General features: G+C 59.7%; 26 protein-coding genes. 8 read left to right on the plus strand and 18 right to left on the minus strand.

Features of this window, described 5'->3' with window-relative positions; genetic code table 11:
• Positions 1–70: 70 nt before the first annotated feature.
• On the minus strand, positions 71–850 hold the full coding sequence (locus tag VCA57_RS05905; protein WP_411184036.1) for an exodeoxyribonuclease III: 780 nt from the start codon (positions 848–850) through the stop codon (positions 71–73).
• A 93-nt stretch (positions 851–943) separates the two neighbouring features.
• Here VCA57_RS05905 and pyrE point away from each other — a divergent pair, with 93 nt between their 5' ends.
• Complete coding sequence (gene pyrE / locus VCA57_RS05910) at positions 944–1585, plus strand: orotate phosphoribosyltransferase (RefSeq protein WP_411184037.1); 642 nt, start codon at positions 944–946, stop codon at positions 1583–1585.
• Positions 1586–1606: 21 nt separating this feature from the next.
• Positions 1607–2200 (plus strand): DUF4124 domain-containing protein, encoded by a 594-nt coding sequence (locus VCA57_RS05915; RefSeq protein WP_411184038.1) that lies wholly within the window; start codon positions 1607–1609, stop codon positions 2198–2200.
• Positions 2201–2399: 199 nt separating this feature from the next.
• On the opposite strand, the gene argB is transcribed toward VCA57_RS05915, so the two are convergent.
• From argB to coaBC, 4 genes are read right to left on the minus strand one after another with little or no spacing between them, the layout of a single operon-like run.
• Entirely contained in the window at positions 2400–3305 is a 906-nt protein-coding gene (gene argB, locus VCA57_RS05920; RefSeq protein ID WP_411184039.1) for an acetylglutamate kinase, read from the minus strand.
• Between the two features lie 31 nt (positions 3306–3336).
• Positions 3337–5934, minus strand: a complete 2598-nt coding sequence (locus VCA57_RS05925) for a phosphomannomutase/phosphoglucomutase (protein WP_411184040.1) — start codon at positions 5932–5934, stop codon at positions 3337–3339.
• A gap of 43 nt (positions 5935–5977) precedes the next feature.
• Positions 5978–6433 (minus strand): dUTP diphosphatase, encoded by a 456-nt coding sequence (gene dut / locus VCA57_RS05930; RefSeq protein ID WP_411184041.1) that lies wholly within the window; start codon positions 6431–6433, stop codon positions 5978–5980.
• A gap of 14 nt (positions 6434–6447) precedes the next feature.
• Positions 6448–7671 carry a bifunctional phosphopantothenoylcysteine decarboxylase/phosphopantothenate--cysteine ligase CoaBC gene (gene coaBC / locus VCA57_RS05935; RefSeq protein WP_411184042.1) on the minus strand — a complete coding sequence of 408 codons (1224 nt, stop codon included), beginning with the start codon at positions 7669–7671 and terminating at the stop codon, positions 6448–6450.
• A 191-nt stretch (positions 7672–7862) separates the two neighbouring features.
• On the opposite strand from coaBC, the gene radC reads away from it, so the two are divergent.
• The 3 genes from radC to VCA57_RS05950 all read left to right on the plus strand — a co-directional run bounded on the left by radC (position 7863) and on the right by VCA57_RS05950 (position 10196).
• On the plus strand, positions 7863–8537 hold the full coding sequence (gene radC, locus VCA57_RS05940; RefSeq protein ID WP_411184043.1) for a RadC family protein: 675 nt from the start codon (positions 7863–7865) through the stop codon (positions 8535–8537).
• A gap of 411 nt (positions 8538–8948) precedes the next feature.
• A complete protein-coding gene (gene elbB, locus VCA57_RS05945) occupies positions 8949–9611 on the plus strand; it encodes an isoprenoid biosynthesis glyoxalase ElbB (RefSeq protein WP_411184044.1) in 663 nt (220 codons plus the stop codon).
• A 114-nt stretch (positions 9612–9725) separates the two neighbouring features.
• The gene (locus VCA57_RS05950; RefSeq protein ID WP_411184045.1) at positions 9726–10196 is read left to right on the plus strand and encodes a thioesterase family protein; all 471 of its coding nucleotides are present in this window, start codon (positions 9726–9728) and stop codon (positions 10194–10196) included.
• Between the two features lie 3 nt (positions 10197–10199).
• On the opposite strand, the gene VCA57_RS05955 is transcribed toward VCA57_RS05950, so the two are convergent.
• Together VCA57_RS05955 and VCA57_RS05960 are read right to left on the minus strand one after the other, a co-directional pair.
• Positions 10200–10655, minus strand: coding sequence for a YaiI/YqxD family protein (locus VCA57_RS05955; protein ID WP_411184046.1), 456 nt, complete (start codon positions 10653–10655; stop codon positions 10200–10202).
• Positions 10656–10714: 59 nt separating this feature from the next.
• Complete coding sequence (locus tag VCA57_RS05960) at positions 10715–12610, minus strand: FTR1 family protein (RefSeq protein ID WP_411184047.1); 1896 nt, start codon at positions 12608–12610, stop codon at positions 10715–10717.
• A gap of 121 nt (positions 12611–12731) precedes the next feature.
• On the opposite strand from VCA57_RS05960, the gene VCA57_RS05965 reads away from it, so the two are divergent.
• Positions 12732–13505, plus strand: a complete 774-nt coding sequence (locus tag VCA57_RS05965; RefSeq protein ID WP_411184048.1) for an SDR family NAD(P)-dependent oxidoreductase — start codon at positions 12732–12734, stop codon at positions 13503–13505.
• Here VCA57_RS05965 and rhtB read toward each other — a convergent pair whose 3' ends face one another.
• From rhtB to VCA57_RS05985, 4 genes are all read right to left on the minus strand, one after another.
• Positions 13506–14135, minus strand: coding sequence for a homoserine/homoserine lactone efflux protein (gene rhtB, locus VCA57_RS05970; protein ID WP_411184049.1), 630 nt, complete (start codon positions 14133–14135; stop codon positions 13506–13508).
• A 120-nt stretch (positions 14136–14255) separates the two neighbouring features.
• Positions 14256–15020: a TerC family protein gene (locus tag VCA57_RS05975; RefSeq protein ID WP_411184050.1), complete on the minus strand. Its 765-nt coding sequence runs from the start codon at positions 15018–15020 to the stop codon at positions 14256–14258.
• A 6-nt stretch (positions 15021–15026) separates the two neighbouring features.
• Positions 15027–15602, minus strand: coding sequence for a mechanosensitive ion channel domain-containing protein (locus tag VCA57_RS05980; protein WP_411184157.1), 576 nt, complete (start codon positions 15600–15602; stop codon positions 15027–15029).
• 8 nt (positions 15603–15610) lie between these two features.
• A complete protein-coding gene (locus VCA57_RS05985) occupies positions 15611–17521 on the minus strand; it encodes an ATP-binding cassette domain-containing protein (RefSeq protein WP_411184051.1) in 1911 nt (636 codons plus the stop codon).
• Positions 17522–17634: 113 nt separating this feature from the next.
• Between VCA57_RS05985 and VCA57_RS05990 the strand changes: the two genes are divergently transcribed.
• A complete protein-coding gene (locus VCA57_RS05990) occupies positions 17635–18096 on the plus strand; it encodes a TIGR02444 family protein (protein WP_411184052.1) in 462 nt (153 codons plus the stop codon).
• On the opposite strand, the gene VCA57_RS05995 is transcribed toward VCA57_RS05990, so the two are convergent.
• Positions 18093–18995: an AlgP family protein gene (locus VCA57_RS05995; RefSeq protein ID WP_411184053.1), complete on the minus strand. Its 903-nt coding sequence runs from the start codon at positions 18993–18995 to the stop codon at positions 18093–18095. The two genes, VCA57_RS05990 and VCA57_RS05995, sit on opposite strands and share 4 nt — an antisense overlap.
• Positions 18996–19109: 114 nt before the next feature.
• Between VCA57_RS05995 and VCA57_RS06000 the strand changes: the two genes are divergently transcribed.
• Positions 19110–19754 carry an FKBP-type peptidyl-prolyl cis-trans isomerase gene (locus tag VCA57_RS06000; protein ID WP_411184054.1) on the plus strand — a complete coding sequence of 215 codons (645 nt, stop codon included), beginning with the start codon at positions 19110–19112 and terminating at the stop codon, positions 19752–19754.
• Positions 19755–19766: 12 nt separating this feature from the next.
• Here VCA57_RS06000 and rsd read toward each other — a convergent pair whose 3' ends face one another.
• The 6 genes from rsd to hemC all read right to left on the minus strand — a co-directional run bounded on the left by rsd (position 19767) and on the right by hemC (position 25154).
• A complete protein-coding gene (rsd, locus tag VCA57_RS06005; RefSeq protein WP_411184055.1) occupies positions 19767–20234 on the minus strand; it encodes a sigma D regulator in 468 nt (155 codons plus the stop codon).
• A gap of 194 nt (positions 20235–20428) precedes the next feature.
• Positions 20429–20971: a DUF3833 domain-containing protein gene (locus tag VCA57_RS06010; protein ID WP_411184056.1), complete on the minus strand. Its 543-nt coding sequence runs from the start codon at positions 20969–20971 to the stop codon at positions 20429–20431.
• A 23-nt stretch (positions 20972–20994) separates the two neighbouring features.
• Complete coding sequence (locus tag VCA57_RS06015; RefSeq protein WP_411184057.1) at positions 20995–22245, minus strand: heme biosynthesis HemY N-terminal domain-containing protein; 1251 nt, start codon at positions 22243–22245, stop codon at positions 20995–20997.
• Positions 22242–23429 (minus strand): uroporphyrinogen-III C-methyltransferase, encoded by a 1188-nt coding sequence (locus VCA57_RS06020; protein WP_411184058.1) that lies wholly within the window; start codon positions 23427–23429, stop codon positions 22242–22244. The genes VCA57_RS06015 and VCA57_RS06020 overlap by 4 nt, the downstream gene beginning before the upstream one ends.
• A 16-nt stretch (positions 23430–23445) precedes the next feature.
• The gene (locus VCA57_RS06025) at positions 23446–24219 is read right to left on the minus strand and encodes a uroporphyrinogen-III synthase (protein WP_411184059.1); all 774 of its coding nucleotides are present in this window, start codon (positions 24217–24219) and stop codon (positions 23446–23448) included.
• Entirely contained in the window at positions 24216–25154 is a 939-nt protein-coding gene (gene hemC, locus VCA57_RS06030; RefSeq protein ID WP_411184060.1) for a hydroxymethylbilane synthase, read from the minus strand. The genes VCA57_RS06025 and hemC overlap by 4 nt, the downstream gene beginning before the upstream one ends.
• Positions 25155–25200: the final 46 nt, after the last annotated feature.

Genomic DNA, 25200 nt, shown 5'->3' on the forward strand with positions numbered 1-25200 from the left:
GCGGCTGCCACGAATGGTAGGCCACAAAAAAGCCGGCAGTTAGCCGGCTTTTTTGTGCTTGCTGATCAGGCTATACGCTGAGAATCCAGTCGTAATCGACGATCAGTGGTGCGTGCTGTGAAAAGCGTGGCTGGCGCGGCAGGCGGGCGCTGCGGATGCTGCGGCGCATGCCAGGGGTTAGCAGTTGATAGTCAAAGCGATAGCCCAAATTGAGCATCTCAGCCTGTTCACTATCCGGCCACCAGCTGAACTGATCACCTTCGCGGCTGACTTCGCGCAGTGCGTCGACATAGCCCATGGTGCCAATCACTTCATCCATCCAGGCCCGTTCCGGGGCGAGGAAGCCGGGTGATTGCTGGCAGTCGCGCCAGTTCTTCACATCAAGCTTCTGGTGCGCCACGTAGAGCGAACCGCAATAGATGTACTCACGGCGCTTGCGGCGCTGCTTGTCCAAATAATGTGCGAAGTCGTCCATGAACTTGAATTTTTGATTCAAACTCTCATCACCGCTCTGCCCCGAGGGCATAAGCATGGTGGCAATACTTACTTTGTCGAAATCGGCTTGCAGGTAGCGCCCATAGCGGTCGGCCATTTCAAAGCCGAGGCCGCTGATTACCGCCTTGGGTTGCAACCGCGAATACAGTGCCACGCCACCTTGGCTTGGGACTTCTGCATCGCAGGCATAGAGGAAATAGCCATCCAGTTGGAGGGCTTGGTCGTCCAGTTCAAAGGCGGAGGCGCGAGTGTCCTGCAGGCAGATGACGTCGGCATTCTGTGCTTGCAGCCAACTGAGCAAACCGCGCTCGACTGCCGCATGAATACCATTCACGTTCACACTGATGATCCGCATAAATGGCCCCAAAAATCACGTGCGTGTATGATACCCGAGCTCACCTGTATTAGCTAAATTACCTAGTAAATCCTTGCTGCCCGGGGCTTTTCCATGCATGCGTATCAACGTGATTTCATCCGTTTTGCCATTGAGCGCGGGGTTTTGCGCTTTGGCCAGTTCACCCTGAAATCCGGGCGTATCAGCCCTTACTTCTTCAATGCCGGGTTGTTTGACAGCGGTTTGGCGCTGGCGCAGCTCGGGCGTTTCTATGCTGCTGCCGTGGTGAACAGCGGGATTGATTTTGATGTGCTATTTGGCCCTGCATACAAAGGTATTCCACTGGCGGCCACTACAGCGGTGGCGCTGGCTGAGCATCATCAGCGTGATATGCCTTGGTGCTTCAACCGAAAAGAGGCCAAGGATCACGGCGAAGGTGGCACGTTGGTCGGCGCGCCGCTGGCTGGTCGTGTGCTGATTATCGATGACGTGATCACCGCCGGCACCGCGATTCGTGAGGTGATGCAGATCATCCAGGCGCAGGGCGCGCAGGCGGCTGGTGTGTTGATTGCATTGAACCGTCAGGAGCGCGGTAAAGGCGAGTTGTCGGCAATTCAGGAAGTCGAGCGTGACTACGCGATGCCGGTGGTGAGCATTGTTTCGCTCGAACAGGTACTGGAATACCTGGCAGAGGATGCTGAACTAAAGCAGTATCTCCCTGCGGTACAAGCCTACCGTGCCGAGTACGGAATCTAACCTGCTGATAAGGTACTGCGTGTGTATAAAGTTGCCCTGACCTGCTGTGCGCTGTTGCTTGGCCTACTGTTGCCGGTTTTGGCAAGTGCGACCGAGTTGTACCGCTATGTCGATAACAAGGGCACCACGGTGCTCACCCGTCAGGGTGTGCCGCCGGAGTTCATCGGCAAGGGTTACGAAGTGCTGAATGATCAGGGGCGGGTTGTTAAGGTCATTCCTCCGGCCCCTAGCGCCGAAGAAATGCAGCGCATCCTGGCGGACAAGGAACGAGCCAGTTCTGATGTGCAGTTGCGGCGCTTGTACAGCACCCCTGAAGATGTCGAACGAGCCCATGAACGTAAGCTGGCTGAGCTTGATGGTTTGATTGGTGTGGCGCGCGGCAACCTGCAGTCTGTGCGTACCCAGCAGGCCAATCTGCAAAGTCAGGCGGCAGATCATGAGCGGGCGGGGCGTGCCGTACCGGCCAATCTGCTGGCACAGATTGACAGCCAGAAGGCCGAGCAGGCGCGCCTTAAAGGTGATATCGCGCGTTATCAGGCGGCGCGCAAAGAGGCAGACAGCCGCTTCAAGGCTGACCACGATCGGCTCAAGGAACTGCTGGAACGCAACCGCTAGCTGCTTGCCGTGGTCTTCATCATCTAAATATCAGACGATTAACTGGTGCACCCATTGCGCTGAGTGCTTTCTGGCGAGGCGCAGCCGTGCGCGCCTAGGTTACTGAATTTCGAGGATAAGGCAGCCTGCGGGCGGGTTTGCAGCAAGTTGTTAGGCAGGCGAATCAGCCGCCATCGACGGCTGGTTCGCGTGTGGAGTCTTAGTGACGCTTGCGATTGCTGATCATCGTGCCGTTGCCGATGTCAGTGAAAATCTCCAGCAGCACGGCGTTGGGAACGCGGCCGTCGATGATGTGCGCACTGTTCACACCACCTTGAACCGCCTCAAGTGCGCAGCGGATCTTCGGCAGCATGCCGCCGTAGATGGTGCCGTCGGCAATCAGGCTATCGACCTGTTCGGTGGTCAGGCCGGTGAGCACCTGGCCCTGCTTATCCATCAGGCCGGCAATATTGGTCAGCAGCATCAGTTTCTCGGCTTTCAGGGCTTCGGCGACCTTCCCAGCCACCAGGTCGGCGTTGATGTTGTACGACTCGCCTTCTGGGCCGACGCCAATCGGCGCAATCACCGGAATGAAGTCGCCCTTGACCAGCATATTCAGCAGGTCGATGTTGACCCCGGTGACTTCGCCGACATGGCCGATATCGATGATTTCCGGCTGGGTCATCTCCGGCGTTTGGCGGCTGACCTGGAGCTTCTTGGCGCGGATCAGCTGGGCGTCTTTGCCGGTCAGGCCGATGGCGCTGCCGCCGTGCTGGTTGATCAGGTTGACGATGCTTTTGTTGACCTGGCCGCCGAGAACCATTTCCACCACGTCCATGGTGGCGGTGTCGGTGACGCGCATGCCGTCGACAAAGTGGCTTTCGATGGACAGGCGCTTGAGCAGGTCACCGATCTGCGGGCCGCCTCCGTGCACGACAACCGGGTTGATGCCCACGGCCTTCATCAGCACGATGTCGCGGGCGAAGCCTTGCTTGAGCTCTTCACTTTCCATGGCGTTGCCGCCGTATTTGATTACCAGCGTCTTGCCAACGAAGCGGCGGATATACGGCAGCGCTTCGGACAGTACTTTGGCGACGTTGGTGGCGGCATCACGTTCGAGGGTCATGCAGGGCTCCAGTAGAAAATTTGCTAATTAATCAGAACGGTAGGTCGATATCAGGCGCAGCGCTGTAGAGCTGCGCGCGGAAAACTTCCTTGATCCGCTCGAGTTCCTGTTCGCTTTCCGCCTCGAAGCGCAGCACCAGTACGGGTGTAGTGTTGGAGGCGCGCACCAGGCCCCAGCCTTTAGGGTAATCGACACGCACGCCATCGAGGTTGGTGATGTTGCCTTCGCCCCATACGCCATCGCGTTGCAGGCGTTCGATAATGCTGAACTTGCTCTGCTCAGTGACCTGGATATTGATTTCCGGGGTCGAGATGTCGTTAGGGAAAGCGGCGAATACATGGTCGGCGTCGCGGCGATCCTGGCTGAGAATTTCCAGCAGGCGCGCGGCGGCATAGATGCCATCGTCGAAGCCGAACCAGCGTTCCTTGAAGAAAATATGCCCGCTCATTTCGCCCGCAAGCAGCGCGCCGGTTTCCTTCATCTTCTTTTTGATCAGCGAGTGGCCGGTTTTCCACATCACTGGGCGGCCACCGTAGCCACTGATCAGCGGAGTCAGGCGACGTGTGCATTTGACGTCGAAGATGATGTCTGCACCCGGATTGCGCGAGACCACATCTTTGGCGAACAGCATCAGCAGGCGATCTGGATAGACCACGGCACCGGTATTGGTCACCACGCCCACACGGTCGCCGTCGCCGTCGAAGGCCAGGCCGATATCGGCTTTCTCGCTTTTGACCTTGGCGATTAGGTCCACCAGGTTCTCCGGCTTGCCGGGGTCTGGGTGGTGGTTGGGGAAGTTGCCGTCTACTTCGCAGTACAGCGGGATTACTGAGCAGCCCAGTGCTTCGATCAGTTGTGGGGCGATCACGCCAGCTACGCCGTTGCCGCAGTCGACCACCACACGCATGGGCTTGGCCATGGCGATGTCATCGCGGATTTGCTTGAAGTAGCGCTCCAGAACATCAACCTGCTCGACCGTGCCGATACCGCTGGCCAGGTCGTTGTTATCAATGCGTGCTTTCAGCGCCTGAATCTGCTCGTTGGCCAGGGTATCGCCGGCAATGACGATCTTGAAGCCGTTGTAATCCGCCGGGTTGTGGCTGCCGGTGAGCATGACTGCCGATTTGCCAGTGAGGATATGCCCGGCGTAGTAGACCACTGGCGTTGGCACCATGCCGACATCGCTGACGTGGCAGCCGCAATCAAGCAGGCCTTGAATCAGTTGTTGCACCAGTTCAGGGCCGGAAAGGCGCCCATCGCGGCCGACGGCGATGTTGGGTTCGCCCTGGGCAATGCTCTGCGAGCCAATGGCGCGGCCGATCCAGTAAGCGGTTTCGGCATTCAAGGTGCGTCCGACTACGCCGCGAATGTCATAGGCGCGAAAAATGTCAGCCGGCAGTTTCGGGGCGTTTATCTGTGCGGGAAGTGGTGCTGCTTCATCTAGGCCTAGCAAATCCTGATCCTCATCGAGAATATCAATGTCGAGAATGTCGGTGTCCTGAAACAGTGGGTCAATCATGCTGTTGACAGGTATTGGTGCGGTGCTCGCACGTTCCGAGTTGGTGGTGTCTGTGCTTGCCGCTGCGGTCTGTTCGCTAGCGCGGCGTGGCAGGCGTGCCAGGCTCTGCGCCAGGCTATCCAAGGCTGGCAGGCGAAGGCTGAAGGCTTTGACGGACTTGCCGGCTGACAGTTCCTTGAGCATTTGTCCCAGTTGTAGCACGTCGGCATGCAGGTGGCGTTGCTGGTGGCTCTGCAGCATATACAGGCCAACCAGTGCCCCAGCCAGTGCGAGCAGGCCAGCGATGCCTAGAAGCACTGGCGATAGCACCGAGCTGGTGAGTGACGGGCCCGGGGTAAAGCTGATCATCCAGTTGGGGTTGCCCGTGCCGAACGACTGCGCAGTGCCTGAGGCCTGGCCGCGTTGGGCCAACACTTGGGCGGTGGTGTTGTTGAATTTTTGAATGAGTTGGATCTGCCCTACTTCAGCGGGCATGGTCGGTAGGCTGGCGAGTAAGCGTTCTAGGTCAACGGCCAGTAGCAAGGTGCCGTTTAACGGTTCGCCTTCGCTCAAGCGCAGCGGTGCTGCGCTGTAGACCAGCCAGCGCTGGCCGACTTTGTAGGCCTCCGGTGCGGGTGTTTGACCGTTTTCCACGCGGCGCAGCATGTCCAGGGCGGCAAAGTTCATTGGCGCGCTGCGGTTCATGTCCTGTACGGCCTGGTTGCGGGCATTAAGGTGTGCATCAACCACACCGTACCAGTAGGTCAGGTTGCGTTCTGCGGCGCGGATCTGAGTGGTGTCCTGACTTTGCAAGGCTTGCAGCAGCTGTGGGTTGCGGGCGGCTGCCTGAGTATCTGCGCTCAGCTGCTGCAAGGCTTTCTGCATGACCGTTGCCTGGCCACCACCCCAGGCTTGGCTGAGCTGTAGCAATTGCTGCTGGTTCGCGCTATTGAGAGGGCCGAACCAGAGCAGGGCACCGCCTAAGGCAATGCCGATAAAGGCGGCCAGCAGCCCAGGCAGCAGGCCATTGAGGCTGGATGGAGTCGACTTGGCGTTGGCGTCGCTGCTGGCCAGGTGGGCGCTGGAGGTAACTGTGTCAGCATCCTTGGCGGTGCGCTTGAAGCGTTTCATGCAGCGTCTCCTCGGCAATTCATCCTGGAATGGGTTAAGGCAATCAGTTGCTGCCAGAGTGGCCGAAACCGCCAGCGCCGCGCTGGGTTTCGTCGAACTGTTCGACCAGCTCGAAATGCGCTTGGACTACCGGGACCAGGATCAGTTGGGCAATGCGCTCGCCAATGGCGATGGTGAAGGGGGACTGACCACGGTTCCAGCAGGAGACCATCAGCTCGCCCTGATAGTCCGAGTCAATCAGGCCGACCAGGTTGCCGAGGACGATGCCATGTTTATGCCCCAGGCCAGAGCGCGGCAGGATCATCGCGGCCAGGCCCGGGTCGCCAATGTAGATCGACAAGCCTGTAGGGATCAGCACGGTCTGCCCGGGCTCAAGCACCAGCTCCTGTTTGAGCATGGCGCGCAAATCGAGGCCCGCAGAGCCTGGTGTGGCGTAGTGCGGAAGGGGGAATTCGTTGCCCAGGCGCGGGTCGAGAATTTTGGCTTGTAAGGCGTGCATAGTGGGCTCTGTGGTCAGTGAGTGGAGCTGCAGCTAAGGGCCATGCGTTCGGCGATAAAGCTCACCAGTTGGCGGGCAATTTTGCTTTTGCTGGTCTGCGCGAAGCTGCTTTGCTGGAGCTCACGGTCGATGATGGTGATGGCGTTTTCTTCACTGTTGAAACCAATGCTGGGGTTGGCCACGTCATTGGCGACAATCAGGTCGAGGTTCTTGTCACGTAGCTTGCGTGAGGCGTATTCCAGCAAGTTCTCGGTTTCTGCGGCAAAGCCAACGCTGAACGGGCGGTCGTTGCGGCACGCTAATGTGGCGAGAATATCCGGGTTGCGCACCATTTGCAGGAGTAAGCCGTCACCGCTGTTGGGGTCTTTCTTCAATTTGTGCTGCGCAACCACTTCTGGGCGGTAATCGGCCACGGCGGCGGCGGCGATCAGCAGATCGCAGGGCATCTCGGCCTCGCAGGCGGCGAGCATGTCGCGGGCGCTGGTGACGTCGATGCGCGTGACTCGCTCGGGTGTTGGCAGGTGCACCGGGCCGCTGATTAGGGTGACCTTGGCACCGGCTTCTGCTGCTGCTTCGGCGAGGGCAAAGCCCATTTTGCCGGAGCTGTGGTTGGTGATATAGCGAACCGGGTCGATGTTTTCCTGGGTGGGGCCGGCAGTAATCAGCACGTGTTTGCCGGTTAATGCCTGGTGTTGGAAGCAGTCGGCGGCGCATTGCACCAATTGTTCGGCTTCAAACATGCGCCCTAGGCCAACATCGCCGCAGGCTTGGCTGCCGGCCGCAGGGCCAAACAGGTGCAGGCCGCGTGCGCTTAACAGTGCCGCGTTGGCTTGGGTTGCCGGGTCGCGCCACATGGCTTGATTCATCGCCGGGGCCAGGGCCACGGCGGCGTCGGTGGCCAGTACCAGGGTGGTCAGCAGGTCGTCGGCTACGCCTTGCGCCAGGCGTGCCATCAAATCAGCTGTGGCGGGGGCAATCAGTACCAAATCCGCCCAGCGCGCCAGTTCGATATGGCCCATGGCCGCTTCGGCAGCGGGATCAAGCAGGTCGAGGTGTACCGGGTGCCCGGAGAGCGCTTGCAGGGTCAACGGGGTGATGAACTCACGGCCGCCTTTGGTCATTACCACCCGTACATCAGCATCTTGGTCTTTGAGACGGCGAATCAGCTCGGCACTTTTATACGCGGCAATGCCGCCGCCCACGCCAACAATGATGCGTTTCCGATACAGCCGCTGCATAGGCCTGCCTTTTATAAAAATTGGGATACACCGCAACGCTGACGCCTCCCCAGGCCAGGCGTCGCGCAAAAGTTGGGCTACGATAGCACAGAGCCTGTATCGGAGTAGCGCTGCCAAGTGCTTGCCCAGTATGGCTTTGCGGTCATCTGATGGTGCAGTTTGCTGCGTCTGGCAGCACACAAGGAGGTGTGATGAGTATTCGTGATTGGCCGGCGGCCGAGCGCCCGCGGGAAAAGCTGTTAGCCCAGGGCGCTAGCGCTCTGACGGATGCCGAGTTATTGGCCATTTTCCTGCGTACGGGCGTGGCTGGGCAAAGTGCAGTCGACTTGGCGCGCCACCTGTTGGGCGACTTTGGCAGTTTGCGCGCGCTGCTGCAGGCGGACTTAGCGTCGTTCAGCCAGCGTTTGGGCTTGGGTCCGGCCAAGTTCGCCCAGTTGCAGGCCGTGCTGGAGATGGCGCGGCGGCATTTGGCCGAGCAGTTGCGCCGCGATTCGGCGCTGGAGAGCCCGCAGGCGGTGCGTGACTACTTGAAGGCGCTGCTACGCCATGAGCCGCATGAGGTGTTTGGCTGCCTGTTCCTCGACGCCAAACACCGTGTATTGGCTTTTGAGGCGCTGTTTCACGGGTCTATCGACAGTGCCAGCGTTTATCCCCGGCAGGTGGTCAAGCGCGCGTTGGCGCACAACGCGGCGGCGCTGATTCTTACCCACAATCACCCGTCCGGTGTTGCCGAGCCGAGCCAAGCGGACCGGGTGCTGACCCGCCGCCTGAAAGAAGCGTTAGAGCTGGTGGATGTGCGCGTACTCGACCATTTTATTGTCGGTGACGGTGAGCCGTTGTCGATGGCCGAGTACGGTTGGCTATAGGGTCTGTTCCCGTTTCGCTCGCGGCCGCGCCGAAGCCTGTTTTAGCGCGAGGCAAGGCACGAGACACGAAGTTTGGTTGTTCCAAATGAGTGTCGAGAAACGCAGTATCGCGCTAAAACAGGCCTGGCCCTACGGGTTGCGCGCAAAATCTCGCCATGCGGTGTTGGAGGACTTGGCAAGGGAACAACCATTACCTGCGTCCTCCGCCTAGCGGAACGCCGCCCGGCCATGGCGAGATTTTTCGCAGCAACGCGGCTTGCGACGAAACGGGAACAGACCCTAGGATTGCTCAACCAATCTTAGTTCAGCAACGCACGACTCTCGTGGCATACCACGCCAATCCAAGTGGTATATGACGACAATCTAATGGCATGACTCGATCCGTTACGGCTGGTAATCCAGGAGGTTTACATGAACAAGAAAGTCGCGGTGATTCTTTCCGGCTGTGGCGTCTATGACGGCGCGGAGATTCATGAAAGTGTGATCACCCTGCTGCGCCTCGATCAGCGCGGGGCAAAGGTGCAATGCTTTGCCCCCAACGTGCTGCAACTGCATGTAGTCGATCACTACAGCGGCGACGAAATGGGCGGCACGCGGAATGTGCTGGTGGAGTCCGCGCGGATTGCCCGTGGCAACATCAAGGACGTCAAAGAGCTGCATGTCGGTGACTTCGATGCGCTGATCATGCCGGGCGGCTTCGGCGTGGCGAAAAACCTCTCAGACTTCGCCGTCAGCGGCGCCAACTGCACGGTGCAGCCAGATGTACTGAGCGCCGCCCAGGCCTTTGTCAAAGCTGGCAAACCCGTGGGCCTGATGTGCATTGCACCAGCGCTGGCAGCGAGAATCTTCGGCGAAGGCGTGATCTGCACCATAGGAAACGACCATGAGACCGCTGCAGCGCTGGTACAAATGGGCGCAGAGCATCATGAATGCGAAGTCAGTGAGGTGGTTGAAGACCCAGAGCGCAAGCTGGTGACCACTCCGGCCTATATGCTCGCCCAGTCAATCAGCGAAGCCGCTTCGGGGATCAACAAGCTGGTGGATCGGGTGCTAGAGCTCAGCCACCCCGCTTGAGCCCGAACGCGGATCAAGCCGATTATGCCAATGCGCGCGGCACTCCAGCCGCGCCACTGGTTATCTCAGCCATAGTGCGGCAGGTTGCTTACTCACCCGGCCAGGCACACCCCCATGAGCAACCCACCATTCGAGCTCACCGTCGAGCTGCAGCAAGCGGTCAGCAACTTTTTTCAGCGAATCCCGTTCAACCAGATGCTCGGCATCGAACTCGATGAGCTAAGCGCCCAACGCGTGACCATGCACCTGCCGATGAAGCCCGAACTGATCGGCAACTTCGTCCACGGCATTTTGCATGGCGGGGTGATTTCCTCACTGCTGGATGTAGCCGGCGGGGCCATGGCGCTGATCGGCGCTTTCGACAAGCACCAAAACCTGTCTAGCGCCGAGCGCATGGCACGGCTGTCGAAGCTCGGCACCATCGACCTGCGTATAGATTACCTGCGCCCCGGTCGCGGCCAGCGCTTTACCGCAACCGCCGTGTTGTTGCGCACGGGTAACAAAGTGGCCGTGGTGCGCAGCGAACTGCACAGCGACGACGGCACCCTGGTCGCGGTTGGCACCGGCACCTACCTATGCGGATAAACCTCAGGTCTGCCGCTGCAAGCGCGTGAGAATACGATCCAGACTGTTGGCGAAAGCCTGTTTATCACGCTCGCCATAAGGCGGCTGACCACCGCCAACCTGGCCGAGCTCACGCAGCTCGGTAAACAGGTTACGCACCGCCAACTTGTCACCCATGTTGCGCTCATCGAACTCGCGGCCGCGTGGATCAAGTGCAGCGACGCCCTTCTTCACCAGGCGATCAGCCAGCGGCACGTCGCTGCAGATCACCAACTCACCCGGCAGAGCATGCTCCACCAAGTAATCATCGGCAGCATCTGGGCCGCTGGGCACAACGATCAGACGCACGCAGCTGTAGGCCGGCTTGACCTGCGCCTGGCCGGCCACCAGCAACACCTCAAAACTCCGCTTCAAGGCGAACTTCACCACCTGATCCTTGGCCGCCTTGGGACAGGCATCGGCATCGATCCAGACTCGCATCACACAACACTCCGTAACCAACAAAGCCGACATGCTAAGCCATGCCGACTTCTACTGGTTCAGGCCTCGACGGCCAGACGCCGACGTTCACCTAACCAGCTACGGCCATAGAGCAGCGCAATGGCAACCAGCGCCGTCGCTTGGGCCGCAAGGCTGTAGGCATCATCGTGAATGCCCAGCCAGTCAAACTCGAAGAATGCCACCGGCTGCGTGCCCAGCACCCCAGCTTCCTGCAAAGCTGCCACACCATGACCGGCAAACACCACCGAGAGCACGCACAGCAACACCGCGTTAGCGCCAAAGAAGGTCGCCAGCGGCAGTTTGCGCGAACCCCGCAAGATCACCCAGGCCAACCCCAACAACAGCACCAGAGCGGCCGCCGCACCGGCCAGAACCATACTGTGACCTTGCGGACCCGCCTGCAGCCAGAGGGTTTCGTAGAACAGAATGACCTCGAACAGCTCGCGGTATACCGAGAAGAATGCCAGCACGGCAAAACCGAAACGACCACCGCCACCGACCAGGCTGCTCTTGATGTAATCCTGCCAAGCCGCCGCATGCCGGCGGTCATGCATCCACACGCCAAGCCAGAGCACCATGACGCTGGCGAACAGCGCCGTGACGCCTTCGAGCAATTCACGCTGAGCACCGCTGACATCAATCAAATACGCCGCCAGCGCCCAAGTCCCCACCCCGGCCAGCAAGGCCAGGCCCCAACCGACGTGTACGCTGCGCACCGCCTGTTGCTGACCGGTGTTACGCAGGAAAGCGAGGATCGCCGCCAGTACCAGAATGGCTTCAAGGCCTTCGCGCAGCAGGATCAGCAAGCTGGAGAAGAAACTCAGCGAATTGGACATGCCATCTCTGTCGAGCAAGGCGGCTGCAGTCGCCAGCTCGACCTTGGCCTGCTCCAGGCGCTGCGCTGCCTGAGGCACTGGCAAACCGTCCTGCAGCGCCTGCCGATAGGCCATTAGCGCGCGCTCGGTGGTTTTGCGCTGCACCGAATCGAGGTTATCCAGTGCACTTTCGACCAGCTCAAAACCTTCCAAATAGGCACCGACGGAGAGGTCGTAGGCCTGCTCACGGTCGCCGGCGCGGTAAGCCGCCAAGCTCTGTTCCAGGGTCGCGCGGGTGTAGCCGATCAACTGCTGCGGACCGCGCTGCTGCACAGGTGGCTGAGCACGCTGCGCCCGAAACCGCGCAGCAGCCGCATCACCCTGAGTGGCAACCACCTCGTCAGGGGTCATACCCGCTAACGCAGCCAGACTGAAGGATTCGCCAGCGGCAGTCGGCACGGCGCTGAAGCCAGCAATGTAGCTGGCCAGATCCCAGCGCTGACGCTCATCCAGCTGATCGGCAAACGCCGCCATATCAGTACCGTCGATACCCAGACCGATGGTGTTGAACAGGTCATACAGACTCAAGCGGTTCAGCCGCGCGGCGTCACGCAGATTGGCCGGTGGCGGCTCCAGACCGATTCCCGCCGGCCCGTCACCCGCGCCGCTGTCACCATGGCAAACGCTGCAATGTTGCGCGAACAGCGGAGCACCACGGCTGGGGTCGGGCGTAATCGCCGGGGCCTGGATGACGCCATAGGCTTTGGCCAGCACCGCGCCCAATTCACGTGCCTGTTGAGCAACTTGAGCGCCATCCTTACGCTGTTCGATGCCCTGACGCAGACTGATTACGCCTTGTTCCAGCTTGGCTTGCTCATCACGTGCCGGCAGCGCCACGATCAAACCTTGCAGTACAGTAAGAAATTCCAGTTGCTCGCGGTATTCACCGGAGTCGATGACCTGGCCATTAGCCACGGTGGCCGGGTAGTCCGCACCCAAATAGCCCAACATATGCAGAGCTTGCGCCGCGCCCTCGATGGGCTCGGCCATAACAGTCAGGCTGCATGCTGCCAACACAGGCAGCAGCAACCAACTGAAGTAACGCAATACGGAAGTCATATAGGAGTAAGTTCCAAATACGAATGGATGACATTAGATTTTCGTCCTCTAATCCGTTTTCCTCAACCCCTGATCGACCATCGCCCGCGACGGATTGTCGCAATGACGCAGGAGTGACCCGATGAGTTTTTGGCAACGCCTGGAGGAGCCCGCGCATGTCGTGGTGTGTGGTGCCAGCCGCGGTATCGGCCTGGCATTGACCACGCAGCTACTGGCACGCAGAGATGTAGCCGGAGTCTGGGCGATTGCCCGCCAAGCCAGCCTGGCCCCAGAATTGCGCGCACTGCTTGCGCAACACGGTCAGCGCCTGCACTGCCTGGATGTGGATGTTTGCGATGAACAGGCATTAGCTGAGCTGGCCAGCCAGCTACGCGCAGCAGTACCGCGCGTGCACCTGCTGCTTTGCACTGTCGGCGTACTGCAACAAGGTGCAGCCAAAGCCGAAAAAGGCTTGGCCCAGCTGAACCTGCAGGGCTTGCTGGCGACCTTTCGGGTCAACAGTTTTGCGCCAATCCTGCTGCTCAAGCACTTGCTACCACTGTTGCGTGGCAAGCACCCGTGCACAGTCGCGGCGTTATCCGCGCGGGTTGGCTCAATTGGCGATAACCGCCTCGGCGGCTGGTACAGCTATCGCGCCAGCAAGGCGGCGTTGAACCAGCTGCTGCACACGGCGAGCATCGAGCTAAGCCGACTGAACCCCAATAGTTGCGTGCTCAGCCTGCACCCGGGCACCACCGATACCGAGCTGTCGAAACCCTTTCAAGCCAATGTACCGGCCGACAAGCTGTTCAGCCCAAGCTATGCCGCCGACTGCCTGCTGGCGCAGATTGAGCGGCACGGCCCGGAGCAAACCGGCACGTTCTGGGGCTGGGACGGCCAGCCAATTGCCTGGTAGCTATACCACCGCGCGACGCACGCTGGCGAGCAACGCAGCCGCCCCCACAAACAGTGCGCCGAAGGTGCGGTTCATAATGCGCTGCTGGCGGTGCGAGCGCAGCGCGCCCAACACCCGCGATGCCAGGCCGGTATAACCGGCCATAACGATCAAATCGACACAGATCATGGTCACGCCCATCACCAGGTACTGCATCAATAGCGGGGCTTGCGGATTGAGAAACTGCGGCAGCACCGCGAGCATAAAGACAATCGCCTTGGGATTGCTGAAGTTGACCAGAAAGCCACGCAGCACCAGCGTCAGCGGCCGGCCAATGGGCCGTACCGTTTGGGCCGTCATGTCACTGGGTAACGCTCGCCATTGGCGATAGCCGAGGTACACCAGGTACAGCACCCCAAACCATTTGATCAGGCTGAAAGCCAGCTCCGAAGCAGCCAGTATCGCCCCGACGCCCGCCGCCACAATGACAATCTGCAACGCCAAACCCAGCTGCAAACCCAGGGCATTCCAGTAGCCGCGCCAAAAGCCGTACTGCAAACCGGCAGACATCGAGGCAATCGCCCCCGCCCCCGGCGACAGACTAATAAGCCAACAGGCGACAAAGAACGCAAGCCAGGTTTCAAGTGCCATGGCACATACCTCAAATAGAGCAATAAAAAAGGGGAGACCGTAGCCTACCCCTTGTTGTGACACTCGCCCAGAGGCCTCGCAAAAGCAGCCGAGACAAGACGCAAGGTGAGTTACAGCCGGTTAGTCCGGCGAACCTTTGCGCAACTGCACCGGCTCCTGCTCTTCCTTGCGCGCCCGAGCACGGGCCGTACGCATGCGGATATTGATCGCCTCCACAGCCAGCGAGAAGGCCATGGCAAAGTACACGTAGCCCTTCGGCACATGCACATCAAAGGCTTCAGCGATCAACACAGTACCGACCACGATCAGGAACGACAGCGCGAGCATTTTCAGGCTTGGGTGCTTGTCGATAAAGTCGCTGATGGTGCCCGCCGAAAGCATCATCACCACCACCGAAATCATAATGGCAGCAATCATCACCGGCACATTGTCGACCAGGCCGACCGCGGTAATGACCGAATCCAGGGAGAACACAATATCGATAATGGCGATCTGCACGATGATGCCGATAAAACCATAAGCCTTACCGCCAGCGGACTGCGCCTCCTCTTCGCCTTCCAGGCTGTGGTAGATCTCGGCGGTACTCTTGAACAGCAGAAATAACCCACCAAACAGCAGAATCAAGTCACGGCCGGAGACGCCTTCACCGAACAAGTGGAACAAGTCGCTAGTCAGGCGCATTACCCAACTGATCGATAGCAACAGCAGAATCCGCGTGCCCATCGCCAGTGCCAGACCAAAGAAGCGCGCCTTGGGCTGTTGGGCCTTGGGCAGACGACTGACAAGAATCGAGATAAAGATGATGTTGTCGATGCCCAGGACAATCTCAAGAGCCGTCAATGTCAAAAAAGCGACCCAGATTTCCGGGCTGGTCAGCCATTCCATAACTACTTAAACCTCAGTGTTTCGCGGCGTAGGGGTTTCGCCATTGCGCCAGCGGCGCACAGGCTTTTGAAAAAACAGGCTATTGGGAATTTGCACCCAGGCTCCAGGGGCATCACCGCTAAGGTCTTCCAGGGTGGTATAGAACAGATTGATTGCCACCACCCGCCCGCGCACGCCAGGTTTCTCAGCGCTTTCCAGCACCTCAACACACTCGCCGATGCGAAACGGCCCCATGGCAAAGATCAGCAACGCGCAGAACATGTTGGACAACACGCTCCAGATCGCGAAGAAGGCAATCGCCGCCACTGCCACAAAACCCGTAAGCGCGCCCCACAGCACCTGAGCGGAGACGCCAAGGCGCTCAAGCACCAGCATCAAGGCGCTACCCAAAATCAGCCAACGTATCAGCCCACGCAGCGGCATCAACAACTCGGCCGGCAACTGCGGATAACGGTTACCTAAGCGGGTGATGCCACGGGTGAGAATGCGCTGAAACACCCAGGCCAGCAGCACAATCAGCACGACCTGGCCGGCAATCAGCAGCGGCTCACGCCAGGCCAGCAGCCATTCCAGGGTTGGCAACGTGATATTCAACTGGCGGCCTCCAGCTCGGCCTGCAGCGCTTCGAGGGTTTCCAGCGCCAGCAGCCAGCGTTCTTCCAGGTCAGCCTCACGGCTTTTCAGCTTGGCTTGTTCGGCCAGAGCATCACGCAGGTCGTCCTTGCGCGCCGCTTCGTAGATATCGCCGTCACCTAGGCGAGTTTCCACTGCAGCCAACTTTTCATGCAGTTGACCCAGCTCCTTCTCCAACTTGTCGGCTTCGCGCTTATGCGGGGCCAACTGCTGACGCAACGCGGCGGCAGCCTGGCGCTGCACACGCTTGTCGGTCTTGTCCGGGTTGCTCTCAACACTGCTCACCGGAGCCTGCCGCACGCGGTAATCCACCAACCAACGGGCGTAGTCTTCTAGGTCACCGTCGAACGGTTGCACCTGGCCATCGGCGACCAGCAGGAATTCATCGGTGGTGCTTTTGAGCAGATGGCGGTCGTGAGAGACCACCACCACCGCGCCACTGAACTCCTGCAGCGCCATGGTTAGCGCCAGACGCATTTCCAGGTCGAGGTGGTTGGTCGGTTCGTCGAGCAGCAGCAGGTTGGGCTTGCCCCAGGCGATCAGCGCCAAGGCCAGGCGAGCTTTTTCGCCACCAGAGAAGTTCACCACCGGCTCGTCGCAACGCGGACCACGGAAGTCGAAGCCGCCGAGGAAGTCACGCAGCGTCTGCTCGCGCTCGCCCGGTGCCAGGCGCTGGAAGTGCAGCAGCGGGCTGGCCTTGTCATCCAGCGCATCAAGCTGATGCTGGGCAAAGTAGCCGACCACCAGGTTCTCACCACGCTGCAGGTGACCACTGATGGGCTGCAGTTCGTTCGACAGGTTTTTGATCAGGGTCGATTTACCCGCGCCATTCGGCCCGAGCAGGCCCAAGCGCGCGCCTGGCGTAAGGCTCAGTTTGACCTTCTCCAGCACCACTTTGTCGCCATAACCGAGGCGACCTTCGCTCAGGCTCAGCAGCGGGCTGGAAATCTTGTCGGCCTCGCGGAAGCTGAAATCGAAGGGCGAATCGACATGCGCCGCCGACAGCTCCTCCATGCGTTCCAGCGCCTTGATTCGGCTCTGCGCCTGACGCGCTTTGGTGGCCTGCGCCTTGAAGCGGGCGATGTATTTTTCCATGTGCGCGCGCTGCGCTTGCTGCTTCTCGTAAGCTTGTTGCTGCTGTGCAAGTCGCTCGGCACGGGTACGTTCGAACGCCGAATAGCCGCCGCGATACAGCGTCAGCTTCTGCTGATCAAGGTGGGCCACGTGGTCCACGACCGCATCAAGAAAATCACGGTCGTGAGAAATCAGCAATAAAGTGCCGGGATAGCCTTTCAGCCAGCCTTCCAGCCAGAGAATGGCATCAAGGTCGAGGTGGTTGGTCGGCTCATCGAGCAGCAGCAAGTCGGACGGACACATCAGCGCCTGCGCCAGGTTCAGGCGCATGCGCCAGCCACCAGAGAAATCGCCAACCCGGCGATCCATCTGCGCACTGTCAAAACCCAAGCCGGCGAGCAATTTACGCGCGCGGGCATCAGCGGTGTAACCGTCGAGGGTATCCAGCTCGATGTGCAAACGCGCCACTGCCGCGCCGTCATGGGCGGCCTCGGCCTCGGCCAGTTCGGCCTGCACACGACGCAGCTGTAGGTCGCCATCGAGCACGTAGTCGACCGCCTGACGCTCAACTGCATCGATTTCCTGGCGCATGTGGGCCACGCGCCAATCGGCAGGAATCAGGCAATCGCCCGCGTCCGCACTCAGCTCGCCACGAAACAGGGCAAACAGGCTGGATTTGCCGGCGCCGTTGGCACCGATCAGACCGGCTTTGTGGCCGGGATGCAGGGTCATCTCAGCGTCTTCTAGCAGACGTTGAGGGCCACGCTGTAAAGTCAGGTTCTGGAGTCGGATCATAATGGCGGCGGAGTCTACCAGAGTCCCTTTAGGGTCTGTTCGCGTTTCATCGCGAGCCTCGTTGCCGCGAGAAATGAAACGGGAGCAGACCCCAGTGAAACCCGGAAAGCACCATGCCTAATGACCTGTGGCGATTCGCCGAAACGCTGTATCAACGCCCGGGCGTCGAAGCCGCCTGCCTGCAATTGCAGACACAGGGCGCGGACGTGTGCTTACTGCTATGTGCCGCCTGGCTGGAAGCTCGAATGATCGCCTGCACCGACGAGCACATTGCGGCATTGCGCAACCTGGCGCAGCCTTGGCAGGAACAGGTGGTGATACCACTGCGGCAAGTACGTCAGCACTGGCGCGAGGCCGCGCAGAGCGATAATGCCCTGGCGCAATTGCGTGAACAGATCAAGCAGCTGGAACTGACGGCGGAGCGTGAGCAACTGCAGCGCTTAGCAGCGTACAGCCAGGGCTGGTCAGCGGCCGCAGGTGCATCAGCGAACTGGCTGGAAAGTCTGGCAGCGGAGCCTGCCAGCCGCGATGCACTGCAAACGCTGCGCATCGCGGCGGCACAACTCAACGCTTAAACAGTGCCAGCTGGCGTACCGCTAGTGCTGGCGGCAGGTGCGGCAGCAACTTCGGTAACCGGGGCCTTAGCCACTGCAGGCTTAGCGGCGACCTTTTTGGCAGCCGGTTTCGCTGCAGGTTTGACCGCAGGCTTAGCGACCGGCTTGCTGGCCGGTTTGGCTGCCGGAGCCTTTTTCGCTACTGGCTTACTCACAGCCTTTGCAGCCGGCTGAGCCGCTGGTTTGCTTGCTGCAGGCTTGGCACCACTGGCTGCGGCTGGCTTCTTCGCAACTGGCTTGGCCGCAGGTTTAGCTGCAGCTGGCGCTTTGCTGATGGCCTTGGCCGGCGCTTTAGCTGCAACTTTAGCCGGTGCTTTTGCTGGGGCCTTTGCAGCAGGCGCAGCGCTCTTGGCGGCGGGAGCAGCGACAGGCTTGCTGGCCGCAGGTTTGGCTGGTGCTTTAGCGGCGGCAGGTTTGCTGGCTGGCTTGACCTGAGTCGCTTTGGCAGCACGACTGTCCAGCGCCTTGCCTACAGCCTCTTTGACCTTACCAACGCCCTGAGCCAATTTCAGGCTTTCCTGGGCATCGCGTTTAAGCTCGGCAATATAACTGCGGGTCTCACTCTGCCGATCTTTCAGGGTATCAAGCAATTGCTCAAGCTCGGCCACCGCATCCTTGGCTTTGGCTTGTGCCTTGGCTTTACCCGCGACTGCGGCGTCCTGCATTTTGCTGCGCGCTTTGTGCAGTTTTTCCTGGGCCTTGCCGCGCTGCTTCTCCAGCTTGGCGAGTAGCGCTTCAGCATCAACCAGAGCGCGCGTACAGGCGTCTTCCAGGTGCTCAAGCAAACTGCTGGAAAGTTGTTGCAACAGGTGCAGCGGGGTACTCACTGACTTCTTCTTGGCTTGCTTTGTTGCCGGCATGTCGCGTCTCCAGGCGGATGTAGTTGGCGAGCATACTAGACCTCCTTTTACCCACCTTGCCACCTCACCGCAGCTGACTGGCATAATCGGCCCTCCTTCGGCCGGAGAAACTCCATGCCACGCTTTTCCCTGTTGCTGATCTGCCTACTCGCCCCATTGGCTCACGCCGATAATCATTCACACGATCTGGCCTATAGCCTGGGGGTCAAACTGGGTGAGCGTCTACGCGACGAAGTACCCGACCTGGAGCTACAAGCCCTGCTCGACGGCCTTCGCCAAGCCTATCGTAATGAGCCACTGACGCTGGATGTCAAACGCATCGAAAAGCTCTTGGCCGAACATGAAGCGCACTTGGCGCAGGTGCCCGAACGAATCGAAAAAGCCAAGGCAGCGGAAAAGCGCTTCCTTGCCGGGGAAAAGGCCAAGACAGGCGTACGGGTACTGAAAAATGGTGTATTGGTGCACGAATTACGCGCTGGCAACGGCCGAAAACCGGGCCCTAAAGACCGTATTCAGGTGCGCTATGTCGGTTTTCTTGCTGACGGTAGCCAGTTCGACGAAAGCCAGACAGCGCAATGGTTTCACCTGGATAGCGTAATTAACGGATGGCGCGACGCCTTGCAGGAAATGCCGGTAGGCGCACAGTGGCGCTTGGTAATTCCATCATCCCAGGCCTATGGCGCAGAAGGCGCGGGAGATCTTATTCCGCCCTATTCACCCTTGGTGTTCGAACTGGAACTGCTCGACACCAAGGAATAGCCAGTCAATCCGTCAAAGTGCAGGCGCGGCCTGCTCCTGGTGGGCGTTGTGGAGAACTTCGATAAGGCAATCTTCCAACTCAAAACGCTCATGCAGCAACTGCCCCAAGCGTTTCAACTCATCAAGCAAGGCCGCCGAATCACGACAGTCGCCACCATCGCAACGATCATTGAAGGCCAATGCAACCTCGGTAATCACTTCGATGCGCGGGTAAATCTGCTTAGCCAATTCCAGACCACGCTCATCACCAAATGCCTTGGCTTCATTGGTTAACTGCTCGTATACCTCGAAATGGCCAGCCGACACGTAGTCGACCAGTATTTCGCAGAAGTGCTGCAGAGCATCAGCGCTCGGCGCCTGTGCAGTGCCATTGATGGCCACATAGGTTTCCACCAGCTCCTTGCGCTCCTGTAGCCAGCGGTCGATCAGCAGGTGAACCCCACCCCAACGTTCTTGGGCGTTCTGACAACTCTCGAGCATGATGACCTCTACTTCCCTATTGCTATTAGTGTTGTTCGCCTGCCGGAGACATTTTTTTGTCAATCGCCGCCAAGTCTGGGAAGACAACCGGGAAACGGCAACTTTCCGGCGGTACTGCGAGCCAGATTATTCCCGCCAGCTCTAGCCTTCAAGGCGACCGGGAAGAAAACTTCATACAAGCGTTTAACTTGCTATCAATCGCTCTTTGCTGCAACTGCCGGCTTATAAAAACTCAGGGTGACTTGCCCGAGGTCAACCCCCCACTTGGACATGCGCGCCCGATTGAGCATAACCTGGCCATCCATCAGGAACATCCAATCATCAAAATCAACCACATAGGTTGAGTCATCGACCTTCAAGCGCAGCTTGTATCGCCAGTTGAGGGCGTTGCCGGCAACATGCCCGACAGCCTCACCGACAACATCGTCCGCAGTGCCGCGCCAGCTGCCATCGGCCTGTTTTTTCAGGGTCCAGACGCGTCGCTCGGTGCTGCCATCGCTGTAGGTAAAGCGCTCATCCAGCACACCCACATCACCATGCCAGGTGCCGGTAATAACCACATGGAAGCGTTTTACCACTTCCCCGGAACGGTTTTGAAACATGCCCCGCGCCTGCAACTCGCCATTGAAGTAGTCACTTAGCTCAAGCGCCGGCTGTTCATGGACATAATCATCCACCTGAGGGCCGGCACAACCGGCCAGCAGCGTTACCAGACAAAGCAGTAACAGCGCGCGCATAAATACCTCGATCAGCGATTAAGTCAGTTGGCCCCTGGCAATGCCGGCGGACACAAACGTGCATCAAGCAAATACAGGCCTTCTTGATACAGGCTATTGCTGCGTTCCAACTCGCCTAATTGCGCCAGCAGGCGGGCCAATTCAGCACAGCTTTCCGGGTGACGCTGGAAGGTCAGGCTACTTTCCAGATAATCCTTGGCCTTACCCCACAGTTGGCTATGCAGGCATAACCGCCCCAAGGTCAGCAACAGCCCAGCATCGTCTGGGTGTTGTTTCAACCAACCCTCTGCCGCCTGCAGCTGACGACTCGGATCACGACCATGGAGCAAGCCATAAAGGCGAACCAGGGCGGTGTCGTAATGCTGCTTGAGGAAGTGCCGCAGCAGCTCTTCCGCTTCAGCTTCGCCACCCAACAGCCGCAGTTGCTCGGCATATACAGCCACCAGTTCAGGCTTCTGATGCTGCGCCGCCGACATGGCCTGCCAGGTCTGCTGCAGAGTTGCCAGAGCAGCTTGCACATCAACGCCCTCCTGGCTCCCAGCCTCTAGCAAGCGGCCGCGCCAAGCCTGGAGTTCCAGCTCGCTCAGCTCAGCATTACCCAGGGCTTTTTCCTTACGTAAATCAGGCAGCAAGCCAAGCAAGGCCGACCAATTGGCGGACTGCAGGTAAAGCTGCTGCAACTGACGCAACACCAGATGATGATGCGGATGACGCGAGCGCATGGCCTGCAATGTATCCAGCGCAGCATCGGTCTGCCCGCGCGCCAGTTGCAACTCGGCATGCTGCAGGGCAATCGCCAGCTCTGCCTGCGGCTGGCGATTAAGTGCCTGTTCCAGCAGTTCATCGCTGTCTTCATGATGCCCAAGCTGATTGGCCGCGCGCGCCGCGCCCAGGTAATAGCTGAGAGGCTGTGGCGAGTTTTTTGCCGCCTGTTTTAGGTGACGAAGCGCCCGCGCCCAGCGACCTTCAGCCAGATCGAGAAAACCCTGCTCGGACGCCAGACGCGCACGCCGACGGCTGTGCAGCCGCGACCAAGGGTTAAGCAGACCACCCGACGTCACTAACAAACGCAGGCTTAGGCGTAGCAGATAAACCAGCAACCACAGCACCAGCAGCAACGCCACAAAAGCCCACACGCTGGACTCATAGCGCAAGCCCTGAAAGGCAATCAGCACATAGCCCTTGTGCTCGATCAAGGGCTGACCGAACCAAGCCAAATAGGCAACGCCGGCAACCACCGCGAGGATCAGCAACAACCAGAAGAGGCGTTTCATTGCGGAGCCTCCTGCAACTGCGCTTCGATATCATCCGCAGCGGCTGGCTCCGCCTCGACTTTTTGCTGGCTACGCGCGGCCTGCTTAGCCTGGAGATAGGCTTGCACGGCATTCAGTGCCGGGCTCAAGTCTGGAGGCGTCACGCCAACCGGCTGGGTAGCCAATTCGTCGATACGCGCGCGCAAGGCACGGGTATTGGGGTTATCCACATCGAAATGCGCATCCAACACCTCACGCGCCTGCTGCAAGGCCTGGCGGAAGACCTCAGTCTGGCCATTCAATGCGCCCCACTGCGCCTGCTCCAGGGCCAGGCTAAGCGCCAGGCGCACCTGGGTCAGGCTCTGGCCAGCCAGTAGTGGGCGGATATTCTGATCAGCGTTGAAGTCGATACGGAAGTATTCCGACAACGTTTGCAGGCCGCGCTGCCACCATGTCGGTTCAGCAGAACCCTCGCTGGCCAGCTCACTGAGCACGCCATCTTCACCACTGAAAATCGGTGCCTGGGCGTTGAGTTGCACGACCTGCTCACGCAATGCGCCGAGTTTCAGGAACAACCCAGTACGGTCAGGGTTGAGGGTCGAGCGTAACGCCTCCAGGCTCTTGGCTAACTGCTCACGTGCAGCAAACGCTGCGGGATCATCCTGCTCATGCAGAATGTCATCGGCAGCCTGCACCAGCGCGGTGGCGCTGTTGATGTCCTGCAATGCAGACAGACGCAAGCTGGCCAATCGCAACAGATGCTCAGCCTCAGCTAAACGCCAATCCTGGCGACTTGCCCCAAGCACGGATTCCAGACGCTGGTTGAGTAGCTGCTGATCGCCCTGCAACTGCGCCAACAAACGCCGACGGCTTTCCAGCTCATCAACACTTGGCAGTTGATCCAGCCGTCCCTTCAACTCATTGCCAGCCAGTTGCAGGCGCTGCGCATCGCTACGCGCTGCTTGCACTTGGCTCAACTGCTGCTGCTCGCGAGCATCCAGCTCATGCAGCTGCCAAAGCCCCCAGCCACCGGCACCCGCACCAGCCGCCGCAATTAACAGCGCCAGCAACGCCAGACCGTTACCACCTGAAGCCGGCTTGCTCGTGGCGGGAACCGGCGAGCCAGGTCTGTCCGTGGCGGCATCCAGCGGAGTCTGTTGATGCTCTTTCGGGGTTTGCTCTTTCGGCGTAGTTGCTTCGCTCACGTATCCATCCTTTGCGTCAGAGGTCGGGGGCAGGCTGCTCTTGCAACGCTGCCAGCAACGCCGTGGCACTCGCACCACGACAATCCACAACAAATTGTGCGCCCGCCGCACGGGCCATCTCAGCAACTCGCGGGCTAGGTACAAATAAGGGTAGCTGGGCCAGTTCGGCCCAGGTATCAGCGGCCAGCTCGCGCAAATGCACAAAGCCCTGCCCACTGCTGACCACTAGGCCGTTCAGGCGTTCAGCCTGAACCCGCTCGGCCAATGCCGCTGGCGGGTAATCCGGCAGCACCCGACGATACAGTGACAGATAGTCCACCTGCGCGCCTTGGCCGCACAAGCGTTCGGCCAGCAACTCTCGGCCACCTTCACCGCGCAAAATTAGCACACGCGGGTTAACCGACGCCGCCAGCGCCTGCCGCAACGGCTCCAGGGCAAGCAGCGCCTCACTGTCATCACCCTGCTCGGGGTAATACACGTTCAGGCCATGCTCTGTGAGAATCTGTGCAGTGGCCGCGCCTACGCTGAACCAGGACTGTTCAGCAGGTGCGCATATTTGATTGCGCGCGAGTAGATCCAGCGCCAGGCGCGCGGCCGGCTTACTCACCACAATCACCGCACCGTAGTGCTGCAAGTTAACCATTGCTGCGCGCTGTTCAGCATCTTCACTCAGCGGTTCAATCGCCAGTAGCGGCAAGCTGCTGCTGTAGATGCCCTGCTGCGCCAAGGTTGCAGCCAGTGCGGCCGACTCTTGAGTCGGCCGCGTCAGCAGCAAACGCCAGCCGGTCACTCGGCGGCGGCCTCGCCGTATACGGCCTGCAAAATGGCCGCAGCACCCTGAGCTAACAAGGCTTCGGCCACCTGTACGCCTAACTGCTCGGCATCTGCCGTACTGGCACGCTGTTCGGCACGTAGCAACTGCGAACCATCTGGCTGGCCAACCAGGCCACGTAGCCACAGCTGCTCGCCTTCCAGCACGGCATAACAGGCGATTGGCACTTGGCAGCCGCCGTTCAGGTGCTTGTTCAACGCGCGTTCAGCAGTCACTCGCAGCGCGGTGTCACGGTGATGCAACGGTGCCAGCAGGGCATGGATTTCACTGTCGGCGCTACGGCACTCAATGCCCACAGCACCCTGGCCACCGGCCGGCAGGCTGTCTTCAGCACTAATCGAGCTGCGAATACGCGCCTCAAAACCGAGGCGGATCAGGCCGGCGGCGGCAAGGATGATGGCGTCGTAATCTCCAGCATCCAGCTTGGCCAGCCGGGTATTGACGTTGCCACGCAGGAACTGGATTTGCAGATCCGGACGGCGCGCCAATAACTGTGCCTGACGCCGCAGGCTCGACGTACCCACCACGCTGCCAGCTGGCAACGCGTCAAGGCTGGCATATGTATTGGAGACAAACGCATCGCGCGGGTCTTCCCGCTCGCAGATGCAGTACAGACCCAGGCCTTCGGGGAAGTCCATCGGCACATCCTTCATAGAATGCACGGCGATGTCGGCCTGATTTTCCAGTAGCGCGGTTTCCAGCTCTTTAACAAACAGGCCCTTGCCACCGATTTTCGCCAGCGGCGCGTCAAGCAACTTGTCGCCACGACTAACCATGGGCACCAGGCTGACCTTGAGGCCAGGGTGCGCCTGTTCCAAGCGGGCTTTAACGTGCTCAGCCTGCCACAGGGCAAGCGCACTTTTACGGGTGGCGATGCGAATTTCGCGAGTCATGGGCAATTCCAGAAAACGAACTGCCGGGGATAATAACAGGCTGGCC

The organism is Pseudomonas sp. (genome assembly GCF_046581935.1).
Classification (GTDB): Bacteria; Pseudomonadota; Gammaproteobacteria; order Pseudomonadales; family Pseudomonadaceae; genus Aquipseudomonas.

Excerpts from the sequence above, each read along its gene's own strand:
- VCA57_RS05905 (WP_411184036.1), bottom strand. The coding sequence starts at position 850 with ATGCGGATCATCAGTGTGAACGTGAATGGTATTCATGCGGCAGTCGAG.
- pyrE (WP_411184037.1), top strand. The coding sequence starts at position 944 with ATGCATGCGTATCAACGTGATTTCATCCGTTTTGCCATTGAGCGCGGG.
- argB (WP_411184039.1), bottom strand. The coding sequence starts at position 3,305 with ATGACCCTCGAACGTGATGCCGCCACCAACGTCGCCAAAGTACTGTCC.
- VCA57_RS05925 (WP_411184040.1), bottom strand. The coding sequence starts at position 5,934 with ATGAAACGCTTCAAGCGCACCGCCAAGGATGCTGACACAGTTACCTCC.
- dut (WP_411184041.1), bottom strand. The coding sequence starts at position 6,433 with ATGCACGCCTTACAAGCCAAAATTCTCGACCCGCGCCTGGGCAACGAA.
- coaBC (WP_411184042.1), bottom strand. The coding sequence starts at position 7,671 with ATGCAGCGGCTGTATCGGAAACGCATCATTGTTGGCGTGGGCGGCGGC.
- radC (WP_411184043.1), top strand. The coding sequence starts at position 7,863 with ATGAGTATTCGTGATTGGCCGGCGGCCGAGCGCCCGCGGGAAAAGCTG.
- elbB (WP_411184044.1), top strand. The coding sequence starts at position 8,949 with ATGAACAAGAAAGTCGCGGTGATTCTTTCCGGCTGTGGCGTCTATGAC.
- VCA57_RS05950 (WP_411184045.1), top strand. The coding sequence starts at position 9,726 with ATGAGCAACCCACCATTCGAGCTCACCGTCGAGCTGCAGCAAGCGGTC.
- VCA57_RS05955 (WP_411184046.1), bottom strand. The coding sequence starts at position 10,655 with ATGCGAGTCTGGATCGATGCCGATGCCTGTCCCAAGGCGGCCAAGGAT.
- VCA57_RS05960 (WP_411184047.1), bottom strand. The coding sequence starts at position 12,610 with ATGACTTCCGTATTGCGTTACTTCAGTTGGTTGCTGCTGCCTGTGTTG.
- VCA57_RS05965 (WP_411184048.1), top strand. The coding sequence starts at position 12,732 with ATGAGTTTTTGGCAACGCCTGGAGGAGCCCGCGCATGTCGTGGTGTGT.
- rhtB (WP_411184049.1), bottom strand. The coding sequence starts at position 14,135 with ATGGCACTTGAAACCTGGCTTGCGTTCTTTGTCGCCTGTTGGCTTATT.
- VCA57_RS05975 (WP_411184050.1), bottom strand. The coding sequence starts at position 15,020 with ATGGAATGGCTGACCAGCCCGGAAATCTGGGTCGCTTTTTTGACATTG.
- VCA57_RS05985 (WP_411184051.1), bottom strand. The coding sequence starts at position 17,521 with ATGATCCGACTCCAGAACCTGACTTTACAGCGTGGCCCTCAACGTCTG.
- VCA57_RS05990 (WP_411184052.1), top strand. The coding sequence starts at position 17,635 with ATGCCTAATGACCTGTGGCGATTCGCCGAAACGCTGTATCAACGCCCG.
- VCA57_RS05995 (WP_411184053.1), bottom strand. The coding sequence starts at position 18,995 with ATGCCGGCAACAAAGCAAGCCAAGAAGAAGTCAGTGAGTACCCCGCTG.
- VCA57_RS06000 (WP_411184054.1), top strand. The coding sequence starts at position 19,110 with ATGCCACGCTTTTCCCTGTTGCTGATCTGCCTACTCGCCCCATTGGCT.
- rsd (WP_411184055.1), bottom strand. The coding sequence starts at position 20,234 with ATGCTCGAGAGTTGTCAGAACGCCCAAGAACGTTGGGGTGGGGTTCAC.
- VCA57_RS06010 (WP_411184056.1), bottom strand. The coding sequence starts at position 20,971 with ATGCGCGCGCTGTTACTGCTTTGTCTGGTAACGCTGCTGGCCGGTTGT.
- VCA57_RS06015 (WP_411184057.1), bottom strand. The coding sequence starts at position 22,245 with ATGAAACGCCTCTTCTGGTTGTTGCTGATCCTCGCGGTGGTTGCCGGC.
- hemC (WP_411184060.1), bottom strand. The coding sequence starts at position 25,154 with ATGACTCGCGAAATTCGCATCGCCACCCGTAAAAGTGCGCTTGCCCTG.